This window comes from Mumia quercus, from assembly GCF_025506335.1.
Classification (GTDB): domain Bacteria; phylum Actinomycetota; class Actinomycetes; order Propionibacteriales; family Nocardioidaceae; genus Mumia; species Mumia quercus.
Window position 1 is genome coordinate 485,394 of sequence record NZ_JANZYO010000005.1, and the last position, 20,558, is coordinate 505,951.

Below are 20,558 nucleotides of genomic sequence, written 5' to 3' on the forward strand. Positions count from 1 at the left end.
GTCCGCCTCGGCTCCTAGGGTGGGACACGGATCTTCGACCCCGGGAGGTGCGCATTGAGGTTCGTCGCCACAGCAGACTGGCAGCTCGGCATGACCGCGCACTACCTCGACGACGACGCACGCCCACGCTTCCAGCAGGCGCGCCTCGATGCCGTCCGTCGCATCGGCGAGCTCGCTGAGGCGCGGGGTGCGGCGTTCGTCGTCGTCTGCGGTGACGTGTTCGAGTCCAACCAGCTCGACCGCAGCATCGTCGCCCGTACGTTCGAGGCGCTGCGGTCCTTCACCGTCCCCGTCGTCCTCCTCCCCGGCAACCACGACCCTCTCGACGCGGCGTCGATCTACGACTCCCGAGCCTTCCAGGACCTGGCGCCGGACCACGTGCACGTCCTGCGCGACAGCGCACCGTACGCGGTGGTCGACGGCGCCGAGATCGTCGGCGCCCCGTGGTTCAGCAAGCACCCCACGCGCGACCTGGTCGCCGACGCGTGCGCGAGCCTGGGGCCCATGCCGGAGGGCGTCGTCAGGGTCGTCGCCGGCCACGGTGCCGCCAGCACGCTCAACCCCGACCGCGACGCCGTCGCGGCCATCGACGTCCCGGCGCTGCGCAAGGCGCTCGACAACCACCTCGCGCACGTCGTCGTGCTCGGTGACCGCCACTCGACGACCGAGGTCGAGGACCGCATCTGGTACGCCGGCGCGCCGGAGGTCACCCACCGCCGTGAGACCGATCCCGGCAACGTCCTCGTCGTCGACGTCGACCCTGGCTCGGGCGGAGTCACCGTCGAGCGCGAGCGCGTCGGTCGGTGGCGGTTCGAGGTGGTGAGCGCTGAGCTGGGATCCCGCGAGGACGTCGACGCGTTCGCGCAACGGTTGCGCGCGCTGCCCGACAAGGAGCGCACCGCGGTGTGGCTGACCCTGCGCGGGACGCTGTCGACCGCCGAGGCGACGCGCCTGGAGGAGGTCCTCGAGGAGGCGCGCGCGCTCTTCGCCAGGCTCGACGCCTGGGAGCGTCACACCGACCTGGCGGTGCTCCCCGACGGCCACGACTTCGCCGACCTCGGCCTGAGCGGGTTCGCGCAGGCCGCGCTCGACGAGCTCGTCGACCTGGCGACCTCGGAGACGGAGTCCGCCCGCACGGCGCAGGACGCCCTCGGCCTGCTCTACCGGCTCGCGGGAGCCGGCCGGTGAGGCTCGTCCGGGTCACGCTCCGCAACTTCCGGGGCGTCGAGGAGTCGACCGTGCGCTTCGGGGAGGGCGTGACCGTCGTCGTCGGCCCCAACGAGGTCGGCAAGTCGTCGGTCGCGGAGGCGGTCCGGCTGCTCCGCACCACCAAGTCGAGCTCGCGGAGCCAAGCCGTACGTGACGTCAAGCCCGTCGGCCGCGACGTCGGGCCGGAGGCCGAGATCGAGCTGCGGACGGGGCCGTACGACGTCGTCTTCCGCAAGCGCTGGCTCAAGTCGCCGTCGACCGAGCTCGAGGTACGCGCTCCGGTCCGCGAGCAGCTCAGCGGCGACGAGGCGCACCAGCGGTTCACGCGCCTGCTCGAGGAGACGGTCGACGTCGACCTGTGGGAGGCGCTGGAGGTCGTCCAGGGAGAGTCGCTCGACCAGCCGTCGTTGGCAAGGATCTCGTCCCTCCACCGGGCGCTCGACGACTCGACGGGCGCCGCCGGCGACCACGACGCGCTGGTCGCCGCGATCACCGCGGAGTGCGAGAAGTACCTGACCGCGAGCGGCAGGCCGCGTGGCGACTACGCCCAGGCAGCTGCCGAGATCGCCGACCTCGAGTCTCAGCTCGACGTCCTTCGTGCGCGCAGCGCCGAGATGGACCGCTACGTCGAGGACTACGCCGCCACCCAGCAGGAGCACGAGCGGCTGTCGACGCTGTCGATCGAGGCTGACGCGCGGCTGCGACGTGCCGAGGACGCCGTGGTCGCGCTCGACGCGCTGCGTGAGCGTCTGCGCCGCGCCGAGGAGGACGCCGAGGTCGCCGAGCGGAGTCACGCGCACGCCGCGGACGCGCGCGACGACCGTGCGGCGCTCATTGCGGAGGTGGCACGTCGGGCCGCTGCCGTCAACACACTGAGCGCGCGCGTCCGTGAGGTGTCCGCGGCCCACGAGCAGTGCCAGAGCGTGGAGGCGCGTGCGCGCGCTGTCGCCGCAGCGGCCGCGAAGAGCGCCCGCGAGGCGCGCACCGCCGCCGACGAGACGGCGGCCGCGCTCACCCGTCGTCGTGACGCGGCCGAACGCGCCGCGCTGTCCCAACGCCTCCGGCGCGCGGAGGTGGCCAGCCAGGAGAAGGCCCGGGCGCGCGCCGAGCGTGACGTCCTGCGCGTCGACGACGCGCTGCTGGAGCGCCTGACCGACCTGGCGACCGACCTCAAGGTCGCCGAGGGTGCGCGTCAGGCCGCTGCGGCCGGGCTCGTGGTGCGCGCGCTCGGCGACCAGCCCGTCGTCGTCGACGGCACGGTCCTCGGAGACGACCCGTACGAGGGCGTCGTGCTCGACGAGGTGCGGGTGCGTGTCGACGGGGTGGCAGAGGTCCTGGTCCGTCCGGGCACGCCACCGGCCGACCTGGAGCGCCGTGAAGTCGCTGCGCGCGAGACCTTCGAGGCCGCCCTTCGGGTGGCCGAGGTCGACTCGCTGGCCGACGCTCGGTCGGCCCACGAGCGGCGCCGCGACGCTGACGCCCGGCTGGCCGCGGCCGAGAGCGCGTTGCGGGAGGCGTTGGACGGCGCCACGCTTGACGAGCTCACGGGCCGCCTCGCGACCCTGAGCAGCCGTAGCGCTGACGCCGGCGAGGAGGGCGTGCCTGCCGAGGACTCCGGCGCCGACGACGTTGACCTCGACGGCCTCGAGTCCGCCGCGGCATCTGCACGTCGGGCCGCCGAGGACGCCGACTCCGAGGCAGCAGGGGCACGCGACGCGCACGACGAGGCACGCGACGCGCTGGTCGCGGCCGCGGAGTCCGCGGTCCGCGCGCGCCAGGAGCTCGAGAGCGCCGAGCACGAGCACGAGCGCGCCGTCGCTCGCCTCGAGAGTGCACGGGCCGACCACAGCGACGACGCCCTGGACGAGGCCGTCGATGCGGCCGCGCGCGCCCGGGACGAGGCCCTCGCCGCCGCTGAGGCCGCGCGCCTGGCGGTAACCGCCGCATCGCCGGAGACTCTTGACATGGAGCTGACCAACGCGCGCGAGCTCGTCGAGCGGGTCGATCGCGACCTCACCCGCACCGACACGCGCGCCGTCGAGCTGCAGACGCTCCTCGACGACCGCGCCGGCGAGGGCATCCACGACCGGCTGGTCGACGTGAAGGCCGCTCTCGAAGCGGCGCGCGCGACGTACGAGCGTCTGCACCGTGCGGCCCAGGCCGCCGCGCTGCTGCGCGACACGCTGCTGCGGCACCGCGACGAGGCACAGCGCCAGTACGTCGCTCCGTTCAAGCAGCGCATCGACCGGCTCGGCAAGGTGGTGTTCGGTCCCGACTTCGAGGTCGAGGTGAGCACCGACCTCGCCATCGACAGCCGCACGCTGCGCGGCCGCACGGTTCCCTTCGCCTCGCTCTCCGGCGGGGCCAAGGAGCAGCTGGCGCTCCTCGGGCGTCTCGCCTGCGCCCAGCTGGTGGACCCGGACGAGGGAGCCCCCGTCGTCCTTGACGACACCCTCGGGTTCTCCGACCCGGCGCGGCTCGAGCGGCTCGCCGTCGTGCTCAACGACGTCGGCCGCACCGCGCAGGTCGTGGTCCTCACGTGCCAGCCCCGCCGCTTCCAGATGGTGGGCGGCGCGACCACGGTGAGCCTGACGCCGGCATGACCCCTCGTCACTACACGTTCGAGCGCACGTGGCGCGTCCCGGCGCCGCGGCACCTGGTCTTCGACGCGCTCGCCGACCTCGAGCACTATCCCCGCTGGTGGCCGCAGGTCCGTCGCGTCGTCGGGATCGACGAGGACACCGCCCGCGTCGCGGTGCGTTCGTTGCTTCCGTACACGCTCCACGTGACCCTCCACCGCGCGCGGGCGGACAGCGCGTCGGGTCATCTCCTGGCGGAGATCGCGGGCGATCTGGAAGGGTGGGCGAGCGTGCGGACGCGTGTCGACGGCGACGCGACGTCCGTGCACTACGTCCAAGAGGTCGTCACCGCGCAGCACTGGATGAACGTCGCCGGTCCGTTCCTGTCCCCGGCCTTCCGCCTCAACCATTCCCTGATGATGCGTGACGGCATCGCAGGGCTGACGCGCTATCTTGCTTCGTTGCACGACCTCGCGGTCGCCTAGAGTGGCCGACGAGCACGCGCGCCCCCCGACCTCGACCCGCAGGAGACAACCCCGTGCACCGAGCGACACACGTCGCCCTCACCCTCGCCGCGCTCGCCCTGACCGGCTGCTCGTCGGCGGCCCAGCTGACGGGAACGGCCGCGAGCTCGTCGCCCGAGCCACCCCGGGAGTCGCGCAGCGCCGAGCTTCCGATCGAGGGCGTCTCGACCAAGCTGCCGAAGGTTGGTGACGAGATGCGCGCCTTCCGCAGCCCCAGCGGCAACATCGTCTGCCGGCTCGACGAGCGCAGCGCGCGCTGCGACATCGCCGACTACGCGTACGACCCGCCACCGCGACCCGAGGGATGCGGCAAGGGCTGGGGCGGCACGCTGCTCGTCACCGCGCAGGGGGCGGAGTTCACCTGCCGCGTGGCCTCGCTCGCCGGGAAGTCGCCCGAGCTGGCGTACGGGCGCTCCACGATCGTCGGTGACGTGGGGTGCACCAGCGCGCGTACGGGCGTGACCTGCATCCACCTGGAGTCGGAGCGCGGCTTCACGGTCTCGCGCGAGCGCACCGGCACCTTCTGACGCAGACGACAAGGCCCGGTCTCGACATCGTCGAGACCGGGCCTTGTGCTGTCTCCGGCTGCTACAGCGAGCCCGCCTCGCGTCCGCCCGCAGGGACGGTCGCGTACGGGTCGGCCGCGGCGACGCGGTCTTCCTTCGACTTCGGCCGGAACCGCTCCTCCAGGAGGAGCGCGATCGGCGAAGCCACGAAGATCGTCGCCAGCGTGCCGAGCGTCAGACCGAGCAGCAGCGCGATCGCGAACGGCTGCAGCGAAGCGCCACCCAGGATCGCGAGCGCGGCGAGGATGAACATCGCGCCGAGGCCGGTGTTCACCGTACGCGGGATCGTCTGCATGATCGCGTCGTTGAACGTCTTGCGCAGGCTGGAGCCCTCGCGGTGCTCGCGGAGGTTCTCTCGGATGCGGTCGAAGACGACGATGGTGTCGTTGACCGCCAGACCGATGATCGACAGGATCGCCGCGAGGAAGACGCCGTCGATCGACTCGCCGATCCAAGCGAAGATGCCGACGACCAAGGTCACGACCGAGGCGAGCGACAGCACGGCGGCCGACGCGAACGTCCACCGGAAGCGCACCGCCAGGTACAGCATCTGCGCCGCGAGCGCGATGATGAACGCGATGATCGCCTGGTTGCGGAGCTCTTCGCCCAGGCTCGGCCCGATCAGCTCGTCGCGCTCCTTCGTGACCTCGCCGGCCTTCTCGGCGAGCGCGTCCTGGATCTTGACGGCCTCGTCGTCGGTGATCTGGTCGGTCCGGACAGTGATGTTGTCCTGGTTGCCGGACTCTCCGCCGGACTCCTGAACGACCGCGCTCGGGAACCCGGCGTCGGAGACGATCTCGCGCGCCTCGTCGGCGGAGATCGCCTTGGTGACCTGGAAGTCCAGGATCCGGCCGCCGGTGAACTCGACGCCCAGGTTGAGCCCTTGCGTGACGATGCCGGTGACGGCGAGGACGAGGGCCACCACCGTCACGACGACCCACGTGCCAGCCTTGCGCATGAGGAAGGGGCCCTTGGTGACGAGCCACTCGCGCAGGCGCCCCGTGCCGGAGAGGCCGGTGATCGCCGGCCGGTTCTTGGCGAACGACCGCCGCACCGCCCAGTCGGTGAGGACGCGTGCGATGACGAGGGCGGAGACCATCGAGGCGATGGTGCCGATGGACAGCGTGACGCCGAAGCCCTTCACCGGCCCGCTGGCCAGGAAGAACAGCAGGCCTGCCGCGATGAGCGTCGTCACGTTGGAGTCGAGGATCGCCGACCAGGCCTTGTTGTAGCCGGTATCGAGAGCGCGGGAGAGTCCTTCGCCGCGCCGGCGCGCGTACTCCTCCCGCGCGCGCTCGAACACGAGAACGTTGGCGTCGATCGCCAGGCCGATCGCGAGCACGAAGCCTGCCAGGCCGGGCAGTGTCAGCGTCGCCCCGAGCCACAGGAGCATCGCGTACGACATCAGCGCGTACGAGCCGAGCGCGATGCTCGCCATGAAGCCCATCAGGCGGTAGACGAAGACGATGAAGAGCGCGGTGAGGACGACGCCGATGATCGCGGCCTCGAACGACGCCTCGATGGCGGCGTCACCGAGGGTGGCGCCGACCGTGCGCTGCTCGATGACCTCGACCGGGACTGGCAGGGCGCCACCCTCGATGAGGATGGCGAGGTCCTTCGACGTCTGCGAGGTGAAGTCACCGGTGATGCTGGTCGTCGAGCCCGCGCCCGCGCACAGCGACGGCTGGACCTGCGGCGAGGAGATGACCTCGTTGTCCAGCATGATGGCGATCCGCTGACCGCCGGCGGTGTTGGCGCACGCGTCCTGGACGAGCTTCTGCCAGCCTGGCGTGCCTTCCTTGTTGAACTTGACGTTGACGACCCACTGGAGCGACTGCTGCTCCTGCTCGGACTTCGCGCTGGTGACGCCGTTGCCGTCGAGCTCCTGCGGTCCGACGATGATCGGGTTGCCGTCCTCGTCCTTGACCACGGTCTGGCCCTCGGTGGACTTGGCGCCCTCCGGCGCGGGGCCGATCACGTTGTGGAAGGTCAGCTGAGCCGTCTGGCCGATGACCTCGGCCGCCTTGCGGGGATCCTGGACGCCGGGCAGCTCGACGATGATGCGGCGCTCGCCCGAGCGGGCGAGAGTCGGCTCGGAGACACCGAGGGCGTCGACACGTCCGCGCAGGACCTCCAGCGCGCGGTCGGTCGACTCCGAGTCAGCCTTGGTGCGTGCGCTGTCTTGGGTCTCGAGGACGATCTGGGTGCCGCCTCGCAGGTCGAGCCCGAGGCGTGGGGAGAAGTTGAGGGCGACGATCGCCGAGATGACGAGGACGGCGAGTGCCGCAACCGCACGCCACAGGGGCGCGCGGGAATCTGGACGTGACACGAGAAGGCTCCGGGATTCTGGAGAGGACGGCGCACCGACGGCGCGCGAGGACGGGGCGAGGTGACGCCGTCAGCGCGGGGGTGCGCGTCCGAGGACCCCACCCGGCACGACGGTGAGTGGAGCGGCGGTGGAGCCGCCCGTCTCGTCGGCGCGGGCGTCGTCACCCGGCACGTCGGCCGAGGAGGGGAGCGTGGCCGGGACGGGGCCGAGCGCGGTCTTCTCGTGGTGCGCGCGGGTGCCGACGTCGATCTTGTGGATCGCGGCCTTCCAGCCCGTCAGCCCACGCTCGGAGCCGGTGCCCGCGTCCGTCGACGACGTCGCGTGGCTGCGGGGTGTCGAGGCGGACGCGGTGCCGCCCAGCATGAGGAGAAGTCCCGAAAGTGCTGCCGCCACCAGGACGGCAGGCAGACGCGGGACGTTCCTGAGCACCTCAGCAGTCTAGCCTGACGGGCCGAGCAGCCGAGGCGCTCAGGAAAGATCGGCCAACGCGGTGCCGATGGCCCGGTGGAACGTCGGATACGCCCAGATCGTGCGGACGAGCTCGGACAGCGGGACCTGGGCGTGGACGGCGACCGACAGCGCGCCGAGGATCTCCCCACCGGCGGGCCCTGCCGAGGTTGCCCCGACGAGCACCCGGCGCTCGGCGTCGGCGACCAGCTTGATGAGGCCCCGGTTGCCCGGCCCGTACGTCGCCCCGCGCGACGAGGCCGCCAGGTCCGCCGTGCCGATCCGTACGTCGAGGCCGCGGTGCCGCGCCTGTGCCTCGGTGAGCCCGACCGCGCCGACCTCCGGATCGGTGAACGTGACCCGGGGGAGCGCCCGGTACGACGCCCCGGGGCCGGACTGGCCCGTGATGGCGGCGACCGCGATCGCCGACTGGTACATCGAGACGTGCGTGAAGCCTCCGCGGCCGGTGACGTCCCCGATCGCCCACAGTCCGTCGACGGGGGCGCCGTCGACGAGGACCCGCTGGTGCGGGTCGGTCGAGAGGTAGCCGTGCTGCGTCGTGACGCCGATGGTGTCGAGGCCGAGCCGGTCGGTGTTGGGTGTACGGCCCGTGGAGACCAGCAGCCGGTGGCCCTGCACGTCCGTGCCGTCCTCCGTGCTGAGGTGGAAGCCCTCGCCGTCGTGCCGTACCGCGGTGACGTGGCTCCCGGTCCGGATCGTCACGCCGTCCTCACCGAGGGCGGCGGACACGAGCGCGGCGGCCTCCGGCTCCTCATGGGCGAGGAGGCGGTCGGCACCCTCGAGGACGGTGACGGCCGTGCCGTACCTCGCGTAGGCCTGCGCGAGCTCGAGCCCGATGGCACCCCCGCCCAGAACCACGAGCGACGCCGGGAGCTCGGGGCTGCGGAGGAGCTCGCGGTTGGTCCAGTACGGCGCGTCGGCGAGGCCGTCGATCGGCGGCACGGTGGGACGTGTGCCGACGTCCAGGAGGATGCCGCGCCGTGCGGTGAAGGTCCGGTCGTCGACCTGGACGCGGCCGGGACCGACGAGGGTCCCCGTCCCGCGGACCAGCCGTGCGCCCTGGTCTCGGAGTCGGTCGACGGCGGCCGAGTCGTCCCAGTCGGCGGTGATGTCGCGCACCCGGGCGTACGCGAGGTCGAAGTCCGGGACCACGCTCACCTTGCCCGCGGCCTCGTCGGCGCGGCGGGCGTCGGCGAGGAGCTCGGCCGAGCGCAGGAGGGTCTTGGACGGGATGCACCCGTAGTAGGGACACTCGCCTCCGACGAGTCCCGCCTTGACGGCGACGACGTCCAGCCCGGCGCGGGCGAGTGCACCTGCCGCGGCCTCACCGCCCGGGCCGGTCCCGAGGACGAGGACGTCTGTGGTCTCGTCGGCGTCTGCGCGCGCTTCGTCCATGACGAGAGCATGGCTCACCAGCGGCGATCGCGCAGGACAACGGCGCGGAGAGCGGGGAGGGAAGTCGTGCGCCGGGCTGGGAGCGCCTCACGGCGCGTGGCCGCTCGTAGCGGCTAATTTTGGGACCCGGGGCTACCGCAGCCCGGCGCGTGCACCAGCCTAGCCCAGGTCGCCACGTCGTTCATGTGCGGCGGCGAGCTGGAGGGCGCGCGCTGTGTCGACCAGCCGCGACGCGCTGAAGGCGTCGTCGTGGTCGTTCGCGTCGAGCGAGGCGCGGCCGACGCCGACGAGCCGGGCGAACGCGGCGGCGCGGTCGAGCGTGTCGGCGAGGTCGTTGGTGACGACACCACGCACCACGGCGTCCACCAGCGCGACGACCTCCTGCGGGCCTGGCGGGTCCACGACGCCGGCGACGACCTCGTCGACGGGGGAGTGGGCCTTGCCGGCGTCGAACTCGCGGGCCGCGCGGACCGGGTCGCGGCGCACCCACGTCCGCAGGACGTACAGCCGCCACAGGGCACCTGCGAGCGAGTCGGCCGGTGCACCCGACCAGAGCTCGGCGAGGAGGTCGAGACCGTGCTCGTCGGCGAGGGCGAGCACCCGCGCGGTGGTCTCCTCGTCTCCTGCCGAGCGGGCGCCGCGTACGAGGAGGTGCGCGACGCGGGCACCGGCCTCCGCGCGCGCGACCGGGTCCTCCTCGCCCTGCTGGAGGGCGAAGAGCTCAGGTCCGGGGAGGAACGGCTTCTTGAACTCGGCCACCGGTCAAGCGTAGGGGACACAGGTGACGTGATCGCGACGAATTCAGTGCGCCAGCGTACGGCGTGCCTCGGCCAGTGCCGGCGCCGTCAGGGCGACCTGCCAGGGCCGCGCGCCGCGCTCGGTGAGGAAGGCCGCGACCGCGTCAGCATCGGCGCCCCCGACGTCGTCCCAGGCCAGGCGTCGGACCAGGTCCGGCGTGAGGAGGTTCTCGGCCGGGAGGTCGTGGCGCTCGGCGATCTCGGTGAGCACCGCGCGGTACGCCGCGAGCCGGGCAGCTGCCTCGGGCTTGCGCTCCGGCCACGACCGCGGTGGCGGTGGCCCGTCGAGCTCGCTCGCTCCGGCGTTAGGGAGGTCGGCCTCGCCGAGGTCGCGTGCGCGGGCCAACGCGGCGTCCCACGTGTCGAGGTAGCGGCGGGCTCCCCGGCTGCGCATGACCTCGAGGTCGCGCAGCTCTTGGCGGCTCTGCGGGACCGCACGGGCGATCGCCACGAGGGCGGCGTCGTTGAGGATCCGCCCCGGTGTGACGTCGCGCTCGCGGGCGATCGTGTCGCGGGCGACCCACAGCTCGCGGACGACGGCCAGCCGCCGCCCGCCGCGTACCTTGTGGATCCCCGAGGTACGGCGCCAGGGCTCCGCGCGGACGGCCGGGCCGGTGAAGGCCAGCAGGGCTTCGAACTCCTGGAGGGCCCACTCGAGCTTGCCGGCGGCCTCGAGCCGCTCGGCGAGCGCGTCGCGCAGACCCACCAGGGGCTCGACGTCGAGTGCGGCGTAGAGGAGCCAGGGCTCGGGCAGCGGTCGGCGGGACCAGTCGGCAGCCGAGTGCTCCTTGGCCAGGCTCATCCCGAAGATCTCCTGGACCAGCGAGGCGAGACCGACCCGGGGCAGGTTGAGGAGTCGGCCGGCGAGCTCGGTGTCGAAGAGCGTGCGCGGGCGCAGCCCGACCTCGGCCAACGAGGGAAGGTCCTGCGTCGCGGCGTGCAAGATCCACTCGGCGGGGGCGATGGCCTCGTCGAGGTCGCGCAGATCGGTGAAGGCGGTCGGGTCGACCAGTGCCGTGCCGGCGCCCTCACGACGCAGCTGGATGAGGTAGGCCCGCTGGGAGTAGCGGTAGCCCGACGCGCGCTCGGCGTCGATCGCGACGGGGCCGGTGCCGCGGCGCAGCGCGTCGAGGGTGCGCCTCAGGCTCTCGGCGTCCTGGATGACGCCGGGCAGGGGGTCGTGCAGCTCGAGGGGTGGCAGGACCACCTCCTCCTCCGCGGGTGCGGACTCGGGATCGGCATCGCTCACCGGCGGGGCCGCCCTTCGGGGCCGCGTCGGGGGAGCGTGAGGACGCCAGGCGCCAGCGGCGGGAGCCCGGCGACGGTGCAGAGCAGGTCGCCCCACGCCTCCGCGTGCGCCGCGAGGCCGACGCCGCGGCCGAACAGGGGGGTCCAGGAGGCGCGGATCTCCAGCTGGGCGGTCGAGCCGTCCTCCTCCATTCCCCCGAATCCCTCGGTACGGACGGTCGTCACGCTGCCGCTCGGGGCGACGTACGAGGCACCCTGCGCGCCCAGTGCCTCGACGAGCCAGCTCCAGCCGACCTCGGGGAGCACGGGATCGCTGGCCATCTCCGCGTCCACCTCGGCGCGGGCGAACGTCACGAGGCGGAACGTCCCCTGCCACGCGTCGTTGCCGGCCGGGTCGTGGAGCAGGACGAGGCGGCCGGTGCCGATCTCCTCACCGGCCACGTGCACGTCGCCGCTCTGCGCGTACGCGTACGGGGCGATCCTGCGGGGCGCGGGAAGCGGCTCGCAGAGCACCTCCGGGCGAAGTGCCGCATCGCGCAGCTGAGCGACAGCATCGACGAACTCCGACGGCTGACCGTCGAGCTCGGTGCGCGCTGCCATGTGTTCAGAGTATGCGCGATCACGCGCACCTGGGGCAGCGACGCGCCGTGCGACCTGCGAGGATCGAGGCGTGAGTGCTGCGCAGAACAAGGACACCCCGACGACCGCCGACACCACGAAGGACGGTGCCACCAAGGCCTCTGCCCCCGCGACCAGCGCGTTCGTCGCGGCCTGCCGGGGCGAGAAGGTCGACCACGTCCCGGTGTGGTTCATGCGTCAGGCGGGCCGTTCGCTGCCCGAGTACCGCAAGCTCCGCGAGGGCGTCCCGATGCTGGAGTCCTGCACGCGCCCAGACATGGTCGTGGAGATCACCATGCAGCCGGTCCGGCGCTACGGCGTCGACGCGGCGATCTTCTACTCCGACATCGTCGTCCCGCTCAAGGCGATCGGCGTCGACCTCGACATCGTGCCGGGCACCGGTCCGGTGGTGGCCGACCCGATCCGTACGGTCAAGGACGTCGAGCGGCAGCTGCGCGACCTCACCGCAGACGACGTGCCGTACGTGACCGAGTCCGTACGCGGCCTCGTCTCCGAGCTCAAGGGCACCCCGTTGATCGGCTTCGCGGGAGCGCCGTTCACGCTCGCGTCGTACCTCATCGAGGGCGGCCCTTCGCGTGACCACCGCCTCACCAAGGAGCTGATGTACCGCGACCGCGCCACGTGGGACGCGCTGCTGGGCCGCCTCGCGAAGATCGCCGCCAGCTTCCTGCGCGTCCAGGTGCAGGCGGGCGCGCAGGCTGTCCAGCTGTTCGACTCGTGGGCAGGCTCGCTGTCGCGCGAGGACTACGTGACGTACGTCAAGCCGTACGCCAAGCAGGTCCTCGACGCCGTCGCCGACCTCGGGGTGCCGCGCATCCACTTCGGTGTCGGTACGGGCGAGCTCCTGCAGGAGATGGGCGACGCCGGCGCCGAGGTCGTCGGCGTCGACTGGCGGGTCTCGCTCGCCGACGCGGTCACGCGGGTCGGCAAGGGCCGGTCGGTCCAGGGCAACCTCGACCCGACCGTTCTCTTCGCGCCCGAGGACGTGATGAAGAAGAAGGCGACGGCCGTCCTCGAGGCGGGGCGCCAGGCGCGCGGCCACGTCTTCAACCTCGGCCACGGCGTGCTCCCCGCGACCGACCCGGACGCGTTGAAGCGCCTGGTCGACCACGTCCACGCGTTCGAGGTCCGCTGAGGTCGCGGTGATGAGACAGCCCGTCCACGTCGTCGTCGTCGGTGGCGGCCTCGCGGGGGTCACAGCGGCCCGTGCGGTGGCCGACCGGATCCCCGGTGCCGAGGTCACCATCCTGGAGGCCTCGGACCGGGTCGGCGGCAAGCTCGCCTCGACCGAGGTCGCCGGCGTCGCCGTGGACGTGGGCGCGGAGTCGATGCTCAACCGGCGACCGGAGGCGGTCGGGCTCGCCCGCGAGGTCGGGCTGGCGGACGCGCTGGTGCACCCCGAGCCGGTCAGCGCCTCCCTGTGGAGCCGGCGCGCGCTGCGCCCGCTCCCACCGTCGGTGATGGGCGTGCCCAGCGACATGACGGCGCTCGCGCAGAGCCGCGTGCTCTCGGCGCCTGCGCTGCTGCGCGCGCGCACCGACCTGCCTCTGCCGACCCCGTCCGACGACGTGTCGGTCGCCTCGTACGTCGGGCACCGCCTGGGACGTGAGGTCGTCGACGTGCTCGTCGAGCCGCTGCTCGGTGGCGTCTACGCCGGTCACGCCTCGGAGCTGTCCGTACGGGCCGCCGCGCCGGCGATCTGGGCGCTGCACGAGCGCGGTCTGCGGCTCGGACGTGCGGCGGCGGAGCAGGCGGCGTCGGCACCGCCCGACCTCCCGCCGGCCTTCGCCGGACTCGACGGCGGCATGTGGCAGCTGCCAGTGGCTGTCGCCCGCCACCCCCGTGTGACCGTCCGGACCGGGGAGACGGTGCGCGAGGCGGACCCGCTGGGACATGGACGCTGGCGCCTGGTGGTGGGTCCGGCGAACCAGCCGTGGGCCCTCGAGGCCGACGCGCTCGTGCTCGCGACCCCCGCCGCGCCGACGGCGAGGCTCGTGGCGCCGACGGTGCCCGTGGCCGCGAGGCTCCTGCGCGAGATCGAGTACGCCTCGATGGCGATCGTGACGCTGGCGGTCCCGCGGGGCCAGATCGACGCCGAGCCGACGACGTCGGGATTCCTCGTCCCGCCGGTCGAGGGGCGCGCGATCAAGGCGGCGACGTTCTCCTCGTGGAAGTGGGGCTGGCTCGCCAAGCGTGCCGGCGACCTCGTCCTGCTCCGCGCCTCGCTCGGCAGGGCAGGGGAGGAGCACGTGCTCCAGCGCGACGACGCCGACCTCGTCGCCACCGCGGTCGCCGATCTCGGCGAGGCCGTCGGCCTGCGCGGTCCTCTCGCCGACGCGCACGTGCAGAGGTGGGGCGGCGGCCTCCCGCAGTACACGGTCGGCCATCTCGACCGGGTCGCCCAGATCACGACGGAGATCGCCGCGACGCCGGGGCTGGAGGTGTGCGGAGCGGCGTACGACGGGGTCGGGATCCCTGCCGTCGTCGCCTCGGCACGGGCGGCGGCCGACCGTGTCTGCGACCACCTGGAAGGCCCTTCCGGTCGCGGGGCACAATGAGGGTATGACGACGTCCGAGCTCGATCACGAGGCCCTGAACGCGACGATCCGCTACACGATGTGGTCGGTCTTCCGGCTGGAGACGCCCTTCGGTGACGTGTCCGACCGGACGAAGGTCACCGCTGAGGTCGAGGCGCTGCTCGCCGACCTCGCGGCAGGCGACGTCGTCGTGCGCGGCCTGTACGACGTCGGGGGGCTGCGGGCCGACGCCGACCTCATGATCTGGTGGCACGCCTCGTCCGCCGACGCCCTTCAGGACGCCTACCACGCGTTCCGGCGCACGGCCCTCGGTGAGCGCCTCGCCCCGGTGTGGTCGCAGACGGGTCTGCACCGCCCCGCCGAGTTCAACCGCTCGCACACCCCGGCGTTCCTGAGCGAGCCCGGCGGCAAGGCGTACCTGTGCGTCTACCCGTTCGTGCGCTCGTACGACTGGTACGTCCTGCCGGAGGCCGAGCGCCGCGACATGCTGCGTGAGCACGGCATGATGGCGGCGGGCTACGAGGACGTCCGGGCGAACACGGTCGCGGCGTTCGCACTCGGCGACTACGAGTGGCTCCTCGCCTTCGAGGCCGACGAGCTGCACCGCATCGTCGACCTCATGCGCGACCTGCGCGCCAGCAAGGCGCGTCTGCACGTGCGCGAGGAGATCCCGTTCTACACCGGCCGCCTGCGTACGGTCGCCGAGATCGTCGACACGCTGCCCTGAGCAGGGCGCGGGCGCCTCAGTCGGCGTCGGGGACGAGCGTGAGGCTCACGCCGTTGATGCAGTAGCGCTGGTCGGTCGGGGTGGGGAAGCCCTCGCCCTCGAAGACGTGACCGAGGTGCGAGCCGCAGGTCGCGCAACGCACCTCGACGCGGCGCATCCCGAGGGAGGTGTCCTCGATCAGCTCGACTTTGTCTCCGGCCAGCGGCGACCAGAACGCCGGCCACCCGCAGTGCGCGTCGAACTTGGTGTCGCTGCGGAACAGCTCGGTGCCGCAGGCGCGGCACGCGTACACGCCAGGCGTCTCGTCGGTCTCGTACGCGCTGCTGAACGGCCGCTCGGTGCCGGCCTCGCGCAGCACGTGGAACTCCTGCGGGGTGAGGATCGCCCGCCACTCGGCATCCGTCTTCTCGACCTTGTACGACATGCCTCCATCGTACGGAGGCACGCACGCGAGGCGGCTGCGAACGTCAGATGAGGGACGCGCCCTCGCCGGCGCCTGAGGCCCGGGCGTCGAACGTCTCGTGCTCGATGAGGTGCAGCGTCGGCACCTTCAGCTTGCGCTCGGCACGGGACGCCCAGTCGACGTGGAAGAACTCCGAGAAGACGTGCGAGGTCGTGAGGATGATCGCCTCGGCGGCGCCGGACTGCGTCACGAGGTCGGAGAGCGCGTGCACCGGGTCGTCGTGGGTGAGCGCTCCGCGGACGGTGGTCGTCGGCTTCCCGGCGGCCCTCACGAGGTCGATCGACCGCTGCAGCGCCGCCTCGCCCTCCTCGCGGACCGCGCGGTCGATGTCGCCGAGCGAGCGCGCGTCGGGCATCGCCAGGTCGGCGCCACCCAGGACCCCGAGCGAGGTCGCCATGGTGGCCGCGGCGTCTTCGACGGGCAGGAGCAGGTGGTAGACGACCGGGTCGTCGAGCCCCTCGTGCAACGCCGTGAGCTGCTGGGCGTCGAGGCTGGAGAGCTCCTGCTCGAAGAGCACCGCCACGTCGTACGGCTGCGACTCCTGCGGACTCGGATCGTTCATCTCGATGCCTTTCGCGAGGGGGTCTCCAGCCTAACGCCTAACGCCGAAGCGCCTGTGCACGCCGAGGCGGGCGCCTTCGGCGTCAGAGGCGCCCGAGCTCGTGCCGGTGGGTGGCCGGGTCGCCGGAGCGGGCGAGCGTGAGCGCCGTCGCGACCACGTCGGAGATCTCGACCACCGCTTCTGTGGCCTGTGCGGCCTCCCCGTCGTCCACGACCGGGTTCACGACGCACAGCTCGTGGAAGCGGACGGCTTGCCGGTCCTCCTCCGCGCGCAGCACGTCGAGCAGCATCGACTGCCCGGCGCCGGTCACGCTCACCGGTCCGGAGCGTGCTTCGGGCTGGAGCGTGGCGATGCCGTTGAACGCCACGTACGCCGAGCCGGCGGGGTCGAGGTGGGGGACCGTCGCACGCGCCGCGAGGAAGTGGGCGGTGAGGTGGCTGGTCAGGAGCGACGACCACGTGGACGTGTCGAGCTCGACGAGGCGCGGCCCCTCCCACCAGCCGCCGATCGCGGCGAACGCCGCCTGCACCGGACCGTGGCCGTCGAGGCGTTCGGCGACCCGTTCCGCGCCTGCGTCGGTCGAGACGTCGGCGACGACGGGGACGAGGTGGGCGCCGTCCGCCCCAGCCTGCTCCCGCACCGCCTCGAGCCGATCGTCGGACCGGCCGACGGCGAGCACGGTGGCACCGTGCGCGAGCAGACCGCGGACGAGGTGGCGCCCGACGTACCCGGTCGCCCCGTGCACGACGACCGAGCCGAGGGTGAGACCGGGAGACGTGTCCATGCGGACAGTCTGCCGGTCGTCAGGCCGGGATCGGGACCAGGTCGACGGCGCCGACCGCGTACCGCGCGAGCACGACGTGGGCGAGCTCCGGCGCGGCGCCGAGCGGGTCGGAGACGGCGACCGCACCGGCCTCGAGCGCCAGCTCTGACGCACGGTCCGGCAGGAAGCCCGGTGCGAGGAACAGCGACCCGACCGCGATGTGCCGCTTGCCGTCGCGGCGCAGCGCGCGGACGGCCTCGCCGGCCGCCGGTGGTGCCGAGGACGCGAAGGCCGCGAGCACGGGCAGGCGGTGGTGGGCTCCCCAGGCACGGGCGACGCGGGCGACGTGCGCGTTGGCGCGGGCGTCGGAGCTGCCGGCCGCGGCGAGGACCAGACCGTCGAGCTCGGTCGCGCGCGCCTCGCGCAGCGCGGCCCGCAGGCGCAGGTCCAGCACCCCGAGGAAGCTCTTCTGGATGCCGAGGACGTCGGTCGCGAGCACCCGGACGTGCGGGTGTCGCTCGCGCGCGGCCTCGACGACCGCGGGGACGTCGACGGACGCGTGGTACGCGTGGGTGAGGAGCAGCGGGACGATGACGACCTCGTCGTGACCCTCGGCGACGAGCCGGTCGATCACGGTCAGCGGGCCGGGCTCGGCCAGCTCGAGATACGCCTCCTCGACTCGCAGGTCCGGACGCATGCACCGGACCAACTCCGTCAGTGATGCGATGGTGGCGGCCGAGCGGGGGTCGCGGCTTCCGTGAGCCAGCGTGACCAGTGCAGGGGCGGTCATGGTGCATTCCTCCTTCCGGGAGGGTGTCGTGGGATCGGACAGGGTGAGGACAGGGTTCAGAGGTGGATGCCGCACTCGTTCTTGCCGGTGCCGGCCCAGCGTCCGCTGCGGGCGTCCTCGCCCGGGGCGACGCGCTGGGTGCACGGCCAGCAGCCGATCGACGGGTAGCCGTCGTACCTCAGCGGGTTGACGAGCACGCCGTTCTCGGCGATGTAGCGGTCGACGTCGTCGGCGCTCCAGCGCGCCAGCGGCGAGACCTTGACCTTGCGCTTGCGGGCGTCCCACCCCACCACGGGGGCGATGACGCGGCTGTGGGTCTCCTCGCGGCGAAGGCCGGTCGCCCAGGCGTCGTAGCCCGCCAGGGCGTCCTGCAGCGGGGCGACCTTGCGCAGGGCGCAGCAGCGGTCGGGGTCGGTACGGAACAGGTCCTTGCCGTGCTGCGCATCCTGCTCGGCGACCGACTGCTCCGGACGGACGGTGACGAGGTTGACCGGCATCGTGGCCTCGACGGCGTCGCGGGTGCCGATGGTCTCGGCGAAGTGGTAGCCGGTGTCGAGGAAGACGACGTCGATACCGGGCGCCACCTTGCCGGCGATGTCGGCGAGCACGGCGTCGCCCATCGACGAGGTGACGCAGAAGCGCTCGCCGAACTGCTCGACCGCCCACGCGACGATGAGCTCGGCCGGGGCGAGCTCGAGGTCGGGCCCGGCGATGCGGGCGAGCTCCTCGAGCTCCTCCGCGGAACGCGCGGGGACGTCCCCGCGTACGGCTGTCGTGGTCATGCAGTCTCACCTCCAGGTGGGATCAGTCCGAGGAACGAGAGCGCGAAGGCGCGGAGGCAGGAGCGGCACTCCCAGGCGCCGTGCTTGTCGGCGTGAGGACGCAGGTCCTCGTCGCCGCAGTACGGGCAGTGGTAGGGGGCCGCTCGTCCGCTCATCGCAGCACGCCCTCCTCGGCTCGCCCGACCCACTCGGCGAACGACTCGCCGTCGGCGCGCTCAGCCAGGTAGGCCCGGACCAGACCCTCGACGTAGTCGGGGAGCCCGGCGGCAGTGACCTTGTGCGCCCGCAGCTTGCGGCCGAAGCCGGCCCGCAGCCCGAGCGCCCCTCCGAGGTGGACCTGGAAGCCCTCGACCTGCGTGCCGTCCTCCGTGACGAGCTGGCCCTTCAGGCCGATGTCGGCGGTCTGGATCCGGGCGCAGGAGTTGGGGCAGCCGTTGACGTTGATGGTGATCGGCTCGTCGAGCTCGGGAATGCGTCGCTGCATCTCCTCGATCAGGAGGTCGGCGCGGTTCTTGGTGTCGACGATCGCGAGCTTGCAGAACTCGATGCCGGTGCACGCCATGGTGTTGCGGCGCCAGGGCGACGGCTCTGCCTCGAGCCCGATCTCCGCGAGCGCGGCGACGAGCGAGTCGACCTTGTCCGGCGCGACGTCGAGGACGAGCAGCTTCTGCTGGGCCGTCGTACGGACGCGGTTGCTGCCGTGGGCCTCGACGACGTCGGCGAGCCGGCTCAGCACCGTCCCGGTGACGCGTCCGACCTTGGGGGCGACGCCCACGTAGTAGTTGCCGTCGACCTGCTGGTGCACGCCCACGTGGTCGCCGGGCGTACGGGGCGCGGGCGCCTCGGGGCCGTCGACGAGCTTGCGCTTGAGGTACTCGTTCTCGAGGACGTCGCGGAACTTCTCCGGGCCCCAGTCGGCGATGAGGAACTTGATGCGCGCGCGGGTCCGCAGGCGGCGGTAGCCGTAGTCGCGGAAGACCGAGGCGATCCCGTGCCAGACCTCGGGCACCTCCTCGAGCGGCACCCAGGCACCGAGCCGCTGCGCGAGCATCGGGTTGGTGGACAGTCCGCCGCCGACCAGCAGGTCGAAGCCGGGGCCGTAGTCGGGGTGGACGACACCGGTGAACGCGACGTCGTTGATCTGCGGGACCACGTCGTGGCTGGGGTGGCCGCTGATGGCGGTCTTGAACTTGCGGGGGAGGTTCGACAGCGACGGATCGCCGATGTAGCGGCGCTGGATCTCGTCCACGGCCCACGTGCCGTCGATGATCTCGTCGGCGGCGATGCCGGCGACGGGGGAGCCGAGGATGACGCGGGGGCAGTCACCGCACGCCTCCTGGGTCGACAGCCCGACGGACTCCAGGCGCCCCCAGATCTCAGGCATGTCCTCGACGCGGATCCAGTGGTACTGGACGTTCTGGCGGTCGGTGAGGTCCGCGGTGTCCCGGCCGAACTCGGTGGAGATGCCGGCGACCGTCCGCAGCTGTGCGAGGTCGAGCTGGCCGCCGTCGATGCGTACCCGGAGCATGAAGTACGAGTCCTCGAGCTCCTCCGGCTCCAGCGTCGCGGTCTTGCCGCCGTCGATGCCGGGCTTGCGCTGGGTGTACAGCCCCCACCAGCGGAAGCGTCCGCGCAGGTCGGCCTTGTCGATCGAGTCGAACCCGCCGTGCGCGTAGATGTTCTCGATGCGGGCACGCACGTTGAGCGGGTTGTCGTCCTTCTTGGACTGCTCGTTGGCGTTGAGCGGCTCGCGGTAGCCGAGAGCCCACTGGCCCTCGCCCTTCTTGCGGCGGGGGCGGGCAGCGCGCACGGGTGCGTCGGTGGTGGCAGTCATGAGACGTCCTGTCGAAGATGCTCGAGAAGCGGATGACGGTCGGGCCGGCACTCAGAAAGCCGGGGCCAGGATCAGGCGCAGCGACACATCATGCTGCGCATACGACCGAAGTCCACGTGGCGACGGGCCGCCAGGTGAGTCGTCTGCGCTGTGAGCATGGTCGTAAGTCTGTGCTGCGGACCCCTGATCCGGCAATGGCCAATCCCACGATATGAGATTCCCGTTCATCATGTGAGATCCGTGTTCGGTGATCCCCGGAGTTGCAGGGATCGGAGGGGGTCTGTGTGAGCGCCGCCACAGAGTCCGGCGCGTTAACGCCTCCGTGAGCGAAAGCGGGTACGGGAAC

Annotated in this window: 20 protein-coding genes; 7 read left to right on the forward strand and 13 right to left on the reverse strand. The window is 72.4% G+C overall.

The window, feature by feature from the left end:
- The first annotated feature begins 54 nt into the window (after positions 1-54).
- The 4 genes from NYZ95_RS14460 to NYZ95_RS14475 are packed head-to-tail and all read left to right on the forward strand — an operon-like array spanning position 55 to position 4,839.
- A complete protein-coding gene (locus NYZ95_RS14460; protein WP_262852009.1) occupies positions 55-1,188 on the forward strand; it encodes a metallophosphoesterase family protein in 1,134 nt (377 codons plus the stop codon).
- Complete coding sequence (locus tag NYZ95_RS14465; RefSeq protein WP_262852010.1) at positions 1,185-3,812, forward strand: AAA family ATPase; 2,628 nt, start codon at positions 1,185-1,187, stop codon at positions 3,810-3,812. The genes NYZ95_RS14460 and NYZ95_RS14465 overlap by 4 nt, the downstream gene beginning before the upstream one ends.
- Positions 3,809-4,273: an SRPBCC family protein gene (locus tag NYZ95_RS14470; RefSeq protein ID WP_262852011.1), complete on the forward strand. Its 465-nt coding sequence runs from the start codon at positions 3,809-3,811 to the stop codon at positions 4,271-4,273. Before NYZ95_RS14465 ends, NYZ95_RS14470 begins: the two co-directional genes overlap by 4 nt.
- 53 nt (positions 4,274-4,326) lie before the next feature.
- Positions 4,327-4,839: a hypothetical protein gene (locus tag NYZ95_RS14475; protein ID WP_262852012.1), complete on the forward strand. Its 513-nt coding sequence runs from the start codon at positions 4,327-4,329 to the stop codon at positions 4,837-4,839.
- Positions 4,840-4,900: 61 nt separating this feature from the next.
- On the opposite strand, the gene secD is transcribed toward NYZ95_RS14475, so the two are convergent.
- The 6 genes from secD to NYZ95_RS14505 form a co-directional block, all read right to left on the reverse strand.
- Positions 4,901-7,207: a protein translocase subunit SecD gene (gene secD, locus NYZ95_RS14480; protein ID WP_262852013.1), complete on the reverse strand. Its 2,307-nt coding sequence runs from the start codon at positions 7,205-7,207 to the stop codon at positions 4,901-4,903.
- Positions 7,208-7,276: 69 nt separating this feature from the next.
- Positions 7,277-7,636 (reverse strand): hypothetical protein, encoded by a 360-nt coding sequence (locus NYZ95_RS14485; protein WP_262852014.1) that lies wholly within the window; start codon positions 7,634-7,636, stop codon positions 7,277-7,279.
- A gap of 39 nt (positions 7,637-7,675) precedes the next feature.
- Positions 7,676-9,070, reverse strand: coding sequence for a dihydrolipoyl dehydrogenase family protein (locus NYZ95_RS14490; protein WP_262852015.1), 1,395 nt, complete (start codon positions 9,068-9,070; stop codon positions 7,676-7,678).
- A 159-nt stretch (positions 9,071-9,229) separates the two neighbouring features.
- Entirely contained in the window at positions 9,230-9,829 is a 600-nt protein-coding gene (locus NYZ95_RS14495; protein ID WP_262852016.1) for a hypothetical protein, read from the reverse strand.
- A 42-nt stretch (positions 9,830-9,871) separates the two neighbouring features.
- Entirely contained in the window at positions 9,872-11,116 is a 1,245-nt protein-coding gene (locus NYZ95_RS14500) for an HRDC domain-containing protein (protein WP_262852017.1), read from the reverse strand.
- Positions 11,113-11,715 carry a DUF3000 domain-containing protein gene (locus tag NYZ95_RS14505; protein ID WP_262852018.1) on the reverse strand — a complete coding sequence of 201 codons (603 nt, stop codon included), beginning with the start codon at positions 11,713-11,715 and terminating at the stop codon, positions 11,113-11,115. The genes NYZ95_RS14500 and NYZ95_RS14505 overlap by 4 nt, the downstream gene beginning before the upstream one ends.
- 70 nt (positions 11,716-11,785) lie before the next feature.
- Between NYZ95_RS14505 and hemE the strand changes: the two genes are divergently transcribed.
- From hemE to hemQ, 3 genes are read left to right on the forward strand one after another with little or no spacing between them, the layout of a single operon-like run.
- Positions 11,786-12,889, forward strand: coding sequence for a uroporphyrinogen decarboxylase (hemE, locus tag NYZ95_RS14510; RefSeq protein ID WP_262852019.1), 1,104 nt, complete (start codon positions 11,786-11,788; stop codon positions 12,887-12,889).
- Between the two features lie 10 nt (positions 12,890-12,899).
- On the forward strand, positions 12,900-14,312 hold the full coding sequence (gene hemG, locus NYZ95_RS14515) for a protoporphyrinogen oxidase (protein WP_262852020.1): 1,413 nt from the start codon (positions 12,900-12,902) through the stop codon (positions 14,310-14,312).
- A 4-nt stretch (positions 14,313-14,316) separates the two neighbouring features.
- Entirely contained in the window at positions 14,317-15,018 is a 702-nt protein-coding gene (gene hemQ / locus NYZ95_RS14520) for a hydrogen peroxide-dependent heme synthase (protein ID WP_262852021.1), read from the forward strand.
- Between the two features lie 16 nt (positions 15,019-15,034).
- On the opposite strand, the gene msrB is transcribed toward hemQ, so the two are convergent.
- The 7 genes from msrB to NYZ95_RS14555 all read right to left on the reverse strand — a co-directional run bounded on the left by msrB (position 15,035) and on the right by NYZ95_RS14555 (position 20,212).
- The gene (gene msrB / locus NYZ95_RS14525) at positions 15,035-15,442 is read right to left on the reverse strand and encodes a peptide-methionine (R)-S-oxide reductase MsrB (protein ID WP_262852022.1); all 408 of its coding nucleotides are present in this window, start codon (positions 15,440-15,442) and stop codon (positions 15,035-15,037) included.
- Positions 15,443-15,485: 43 nt separating this feature from the next.
- The gene (locus tag NYZ95_RS14530; RefSeq protein WP_262852023.1) at positions 15,486-16,043 is read right to left on the reverse strand and encodes a hypothetical protein; all 558 of its coding nucleotides are present in this window, start codon (positions 16,041-16,043) and stop codon (positions 15,486-15,488) included.
- Positions 16,044-16,125: 82 nt separating this feature from the next.
- Positions 16,126-16,827: an SDR family NAD(P)-dependent oxidoreductase gene (locus NYZ95_RS14535; RefSeq protein ID WP_262852024.1), complete on the reverse strand. Its 702-nt coding sequence runs from the start codon at positions 16,825-16,827 to the stop codon at positions 16,126-16,128.
- 19 nt (positions 16,828-16,846) lie between these two features.
- Entirely contained in the window at positions 16,847-17,596 is a 750-nt protein-coding gene (locus NYZ95_RS14540; protein ID WP_262852025.1) for a sirohydrochlorin chelatase, read from the reverse strand.
- Between the two features lie 56 nt (positions 17,597-17,652).
- The gene (locus tag NYZ95_RS14545) at positions 17,653-18,378 is read right to left on the reverse strand and encodes a phosphoadenylyl-sulfate reductase (protein WP_262852026.1); all 726 of its coding nucleotides are present in this window, start codon (positions 18,376-18,378) and stop codon (positions 17,653-17,655) included.
- Entirely contained in the window at positions 18,375-18,533 is a 159-nt protein-coding gene (locus NYZ95_RS14550; protein ID WP_262852027.1) for an eL43 family ribosomal protein, read from the reverse strand. The genes NYZ95_RS14545 and NYZ95_RS14550 overlap by 4 nt, the downstream gene beginning before the upstream one ends.
- Positions 18,530-20,212, reverse strand: coding sequence for a nitrite/sulfite reductase (locus NYZ95_RS14555; RefSeq protein ID WP_262852028.1), 1,683 nt, complete (start codon positions 20,210-20,212; stop codon positions 18,530-18,532). Before NYZ95_RS14555 ends, NYZ95_RS14550 begins: the two co-directional genes overlap by 4 nt.
- Between the last annotated feature and the right edge of the window lie 346 nt (positions 20,213-20,558).

What these genes read in the sequence shown, in the direction of transcription:
- NYZ95_RS14470 (WP_262852011.1), top strand. Translation starts at nt 3,809, where the DNA reads ATGACCCCTCGTCACTACACGTTCGAGCGCACGTGGCGCGTCCCGGCG.
- NYZ95_RS14490 (WP_262852015.1), bottom strand. Translation starts at nt 9,070, where the DNA reads ATGGACGAAGCGCGCGCAGACGCCGACGAGACCACAGACGTCCTCGTC.
- NYZ95_RS14505 (WP_262852018.1), bottom strand. Translation starts at nt 11,715, where the DNA reads ATGGCAGCGCGCACCGAGCTCGACGGTCAGCCGTCGGAGTTCGTCGAT.
- hemG (WP_262852020.1), top strand. Translation starts at nt 12,900, where the DNA reads ATGAGACAGCCCGTCCACGTCGTCGTCGTCGGTGGCGGCCTCGCGGGG.
- hemQ (WP_262852021.1), top strand. Translation starts at nt 14,317, where the DNA reads ATGACGACGTCCGAGCTCGATCACGAGGCCCTGAACGCGACGATCCGC.
- msrB (WP_262852022.1), bottom strand. Translation starts at nt 15,442, where the DNA reads ATGTCGTACAAGGTCGAGAAGACGGATGCCGAGTGGCGGGCGATCCTC.
- NYZ95_RS14530 (WP_262852023.1), bottom strand. Translation starts at nt 16,043, where the DNA reads ATGAACGATCCGAGTCCGCAGGAGTCGCAGCCGTACGACGTGGCGGTG.
- NYZ95_RS14535 (WP_262852024.1), bottom strand. Translation starts at nt 16,827, where the DNA reads ATGGACACGTCTCCCGGTCTCACCCTCGGCTCGGTCGTCGTGCACGGG.
- NYZ95_RS14540 (WP_262852025.1), bottom strand. Translation starts at nt 17,596, where the DNA reads ATGACCGCCCCTGCACTGGTCACGCTGGCTCACGGAAGCCGCGACCCC.
- NYZ95_RS14545 (WP_262852026.1), bottom strand. Translation starts at nt 18,378, where the DNA reads ATGACCACGACAGCCGTACGCGGGGACGTCCCCGCGCGTTCCGCGGAG.
- NYZ95_RS14550 (WP_262852027.1), bottom strand. Translation starts at nt 18,533, where the DNA reads ATGAGCGGACGAGCGGCCCCCTACCACTGCCCGTACTGCGGCGACGAG.
- NYZ95_RS14555 (WP_262852028.1), bottom strand. Translation starts at nt 20,212, where the DNA reads ATGACTGCCACCACCGACGCACCCGTGCGCGCTGCCCGCCCCCGCCGC.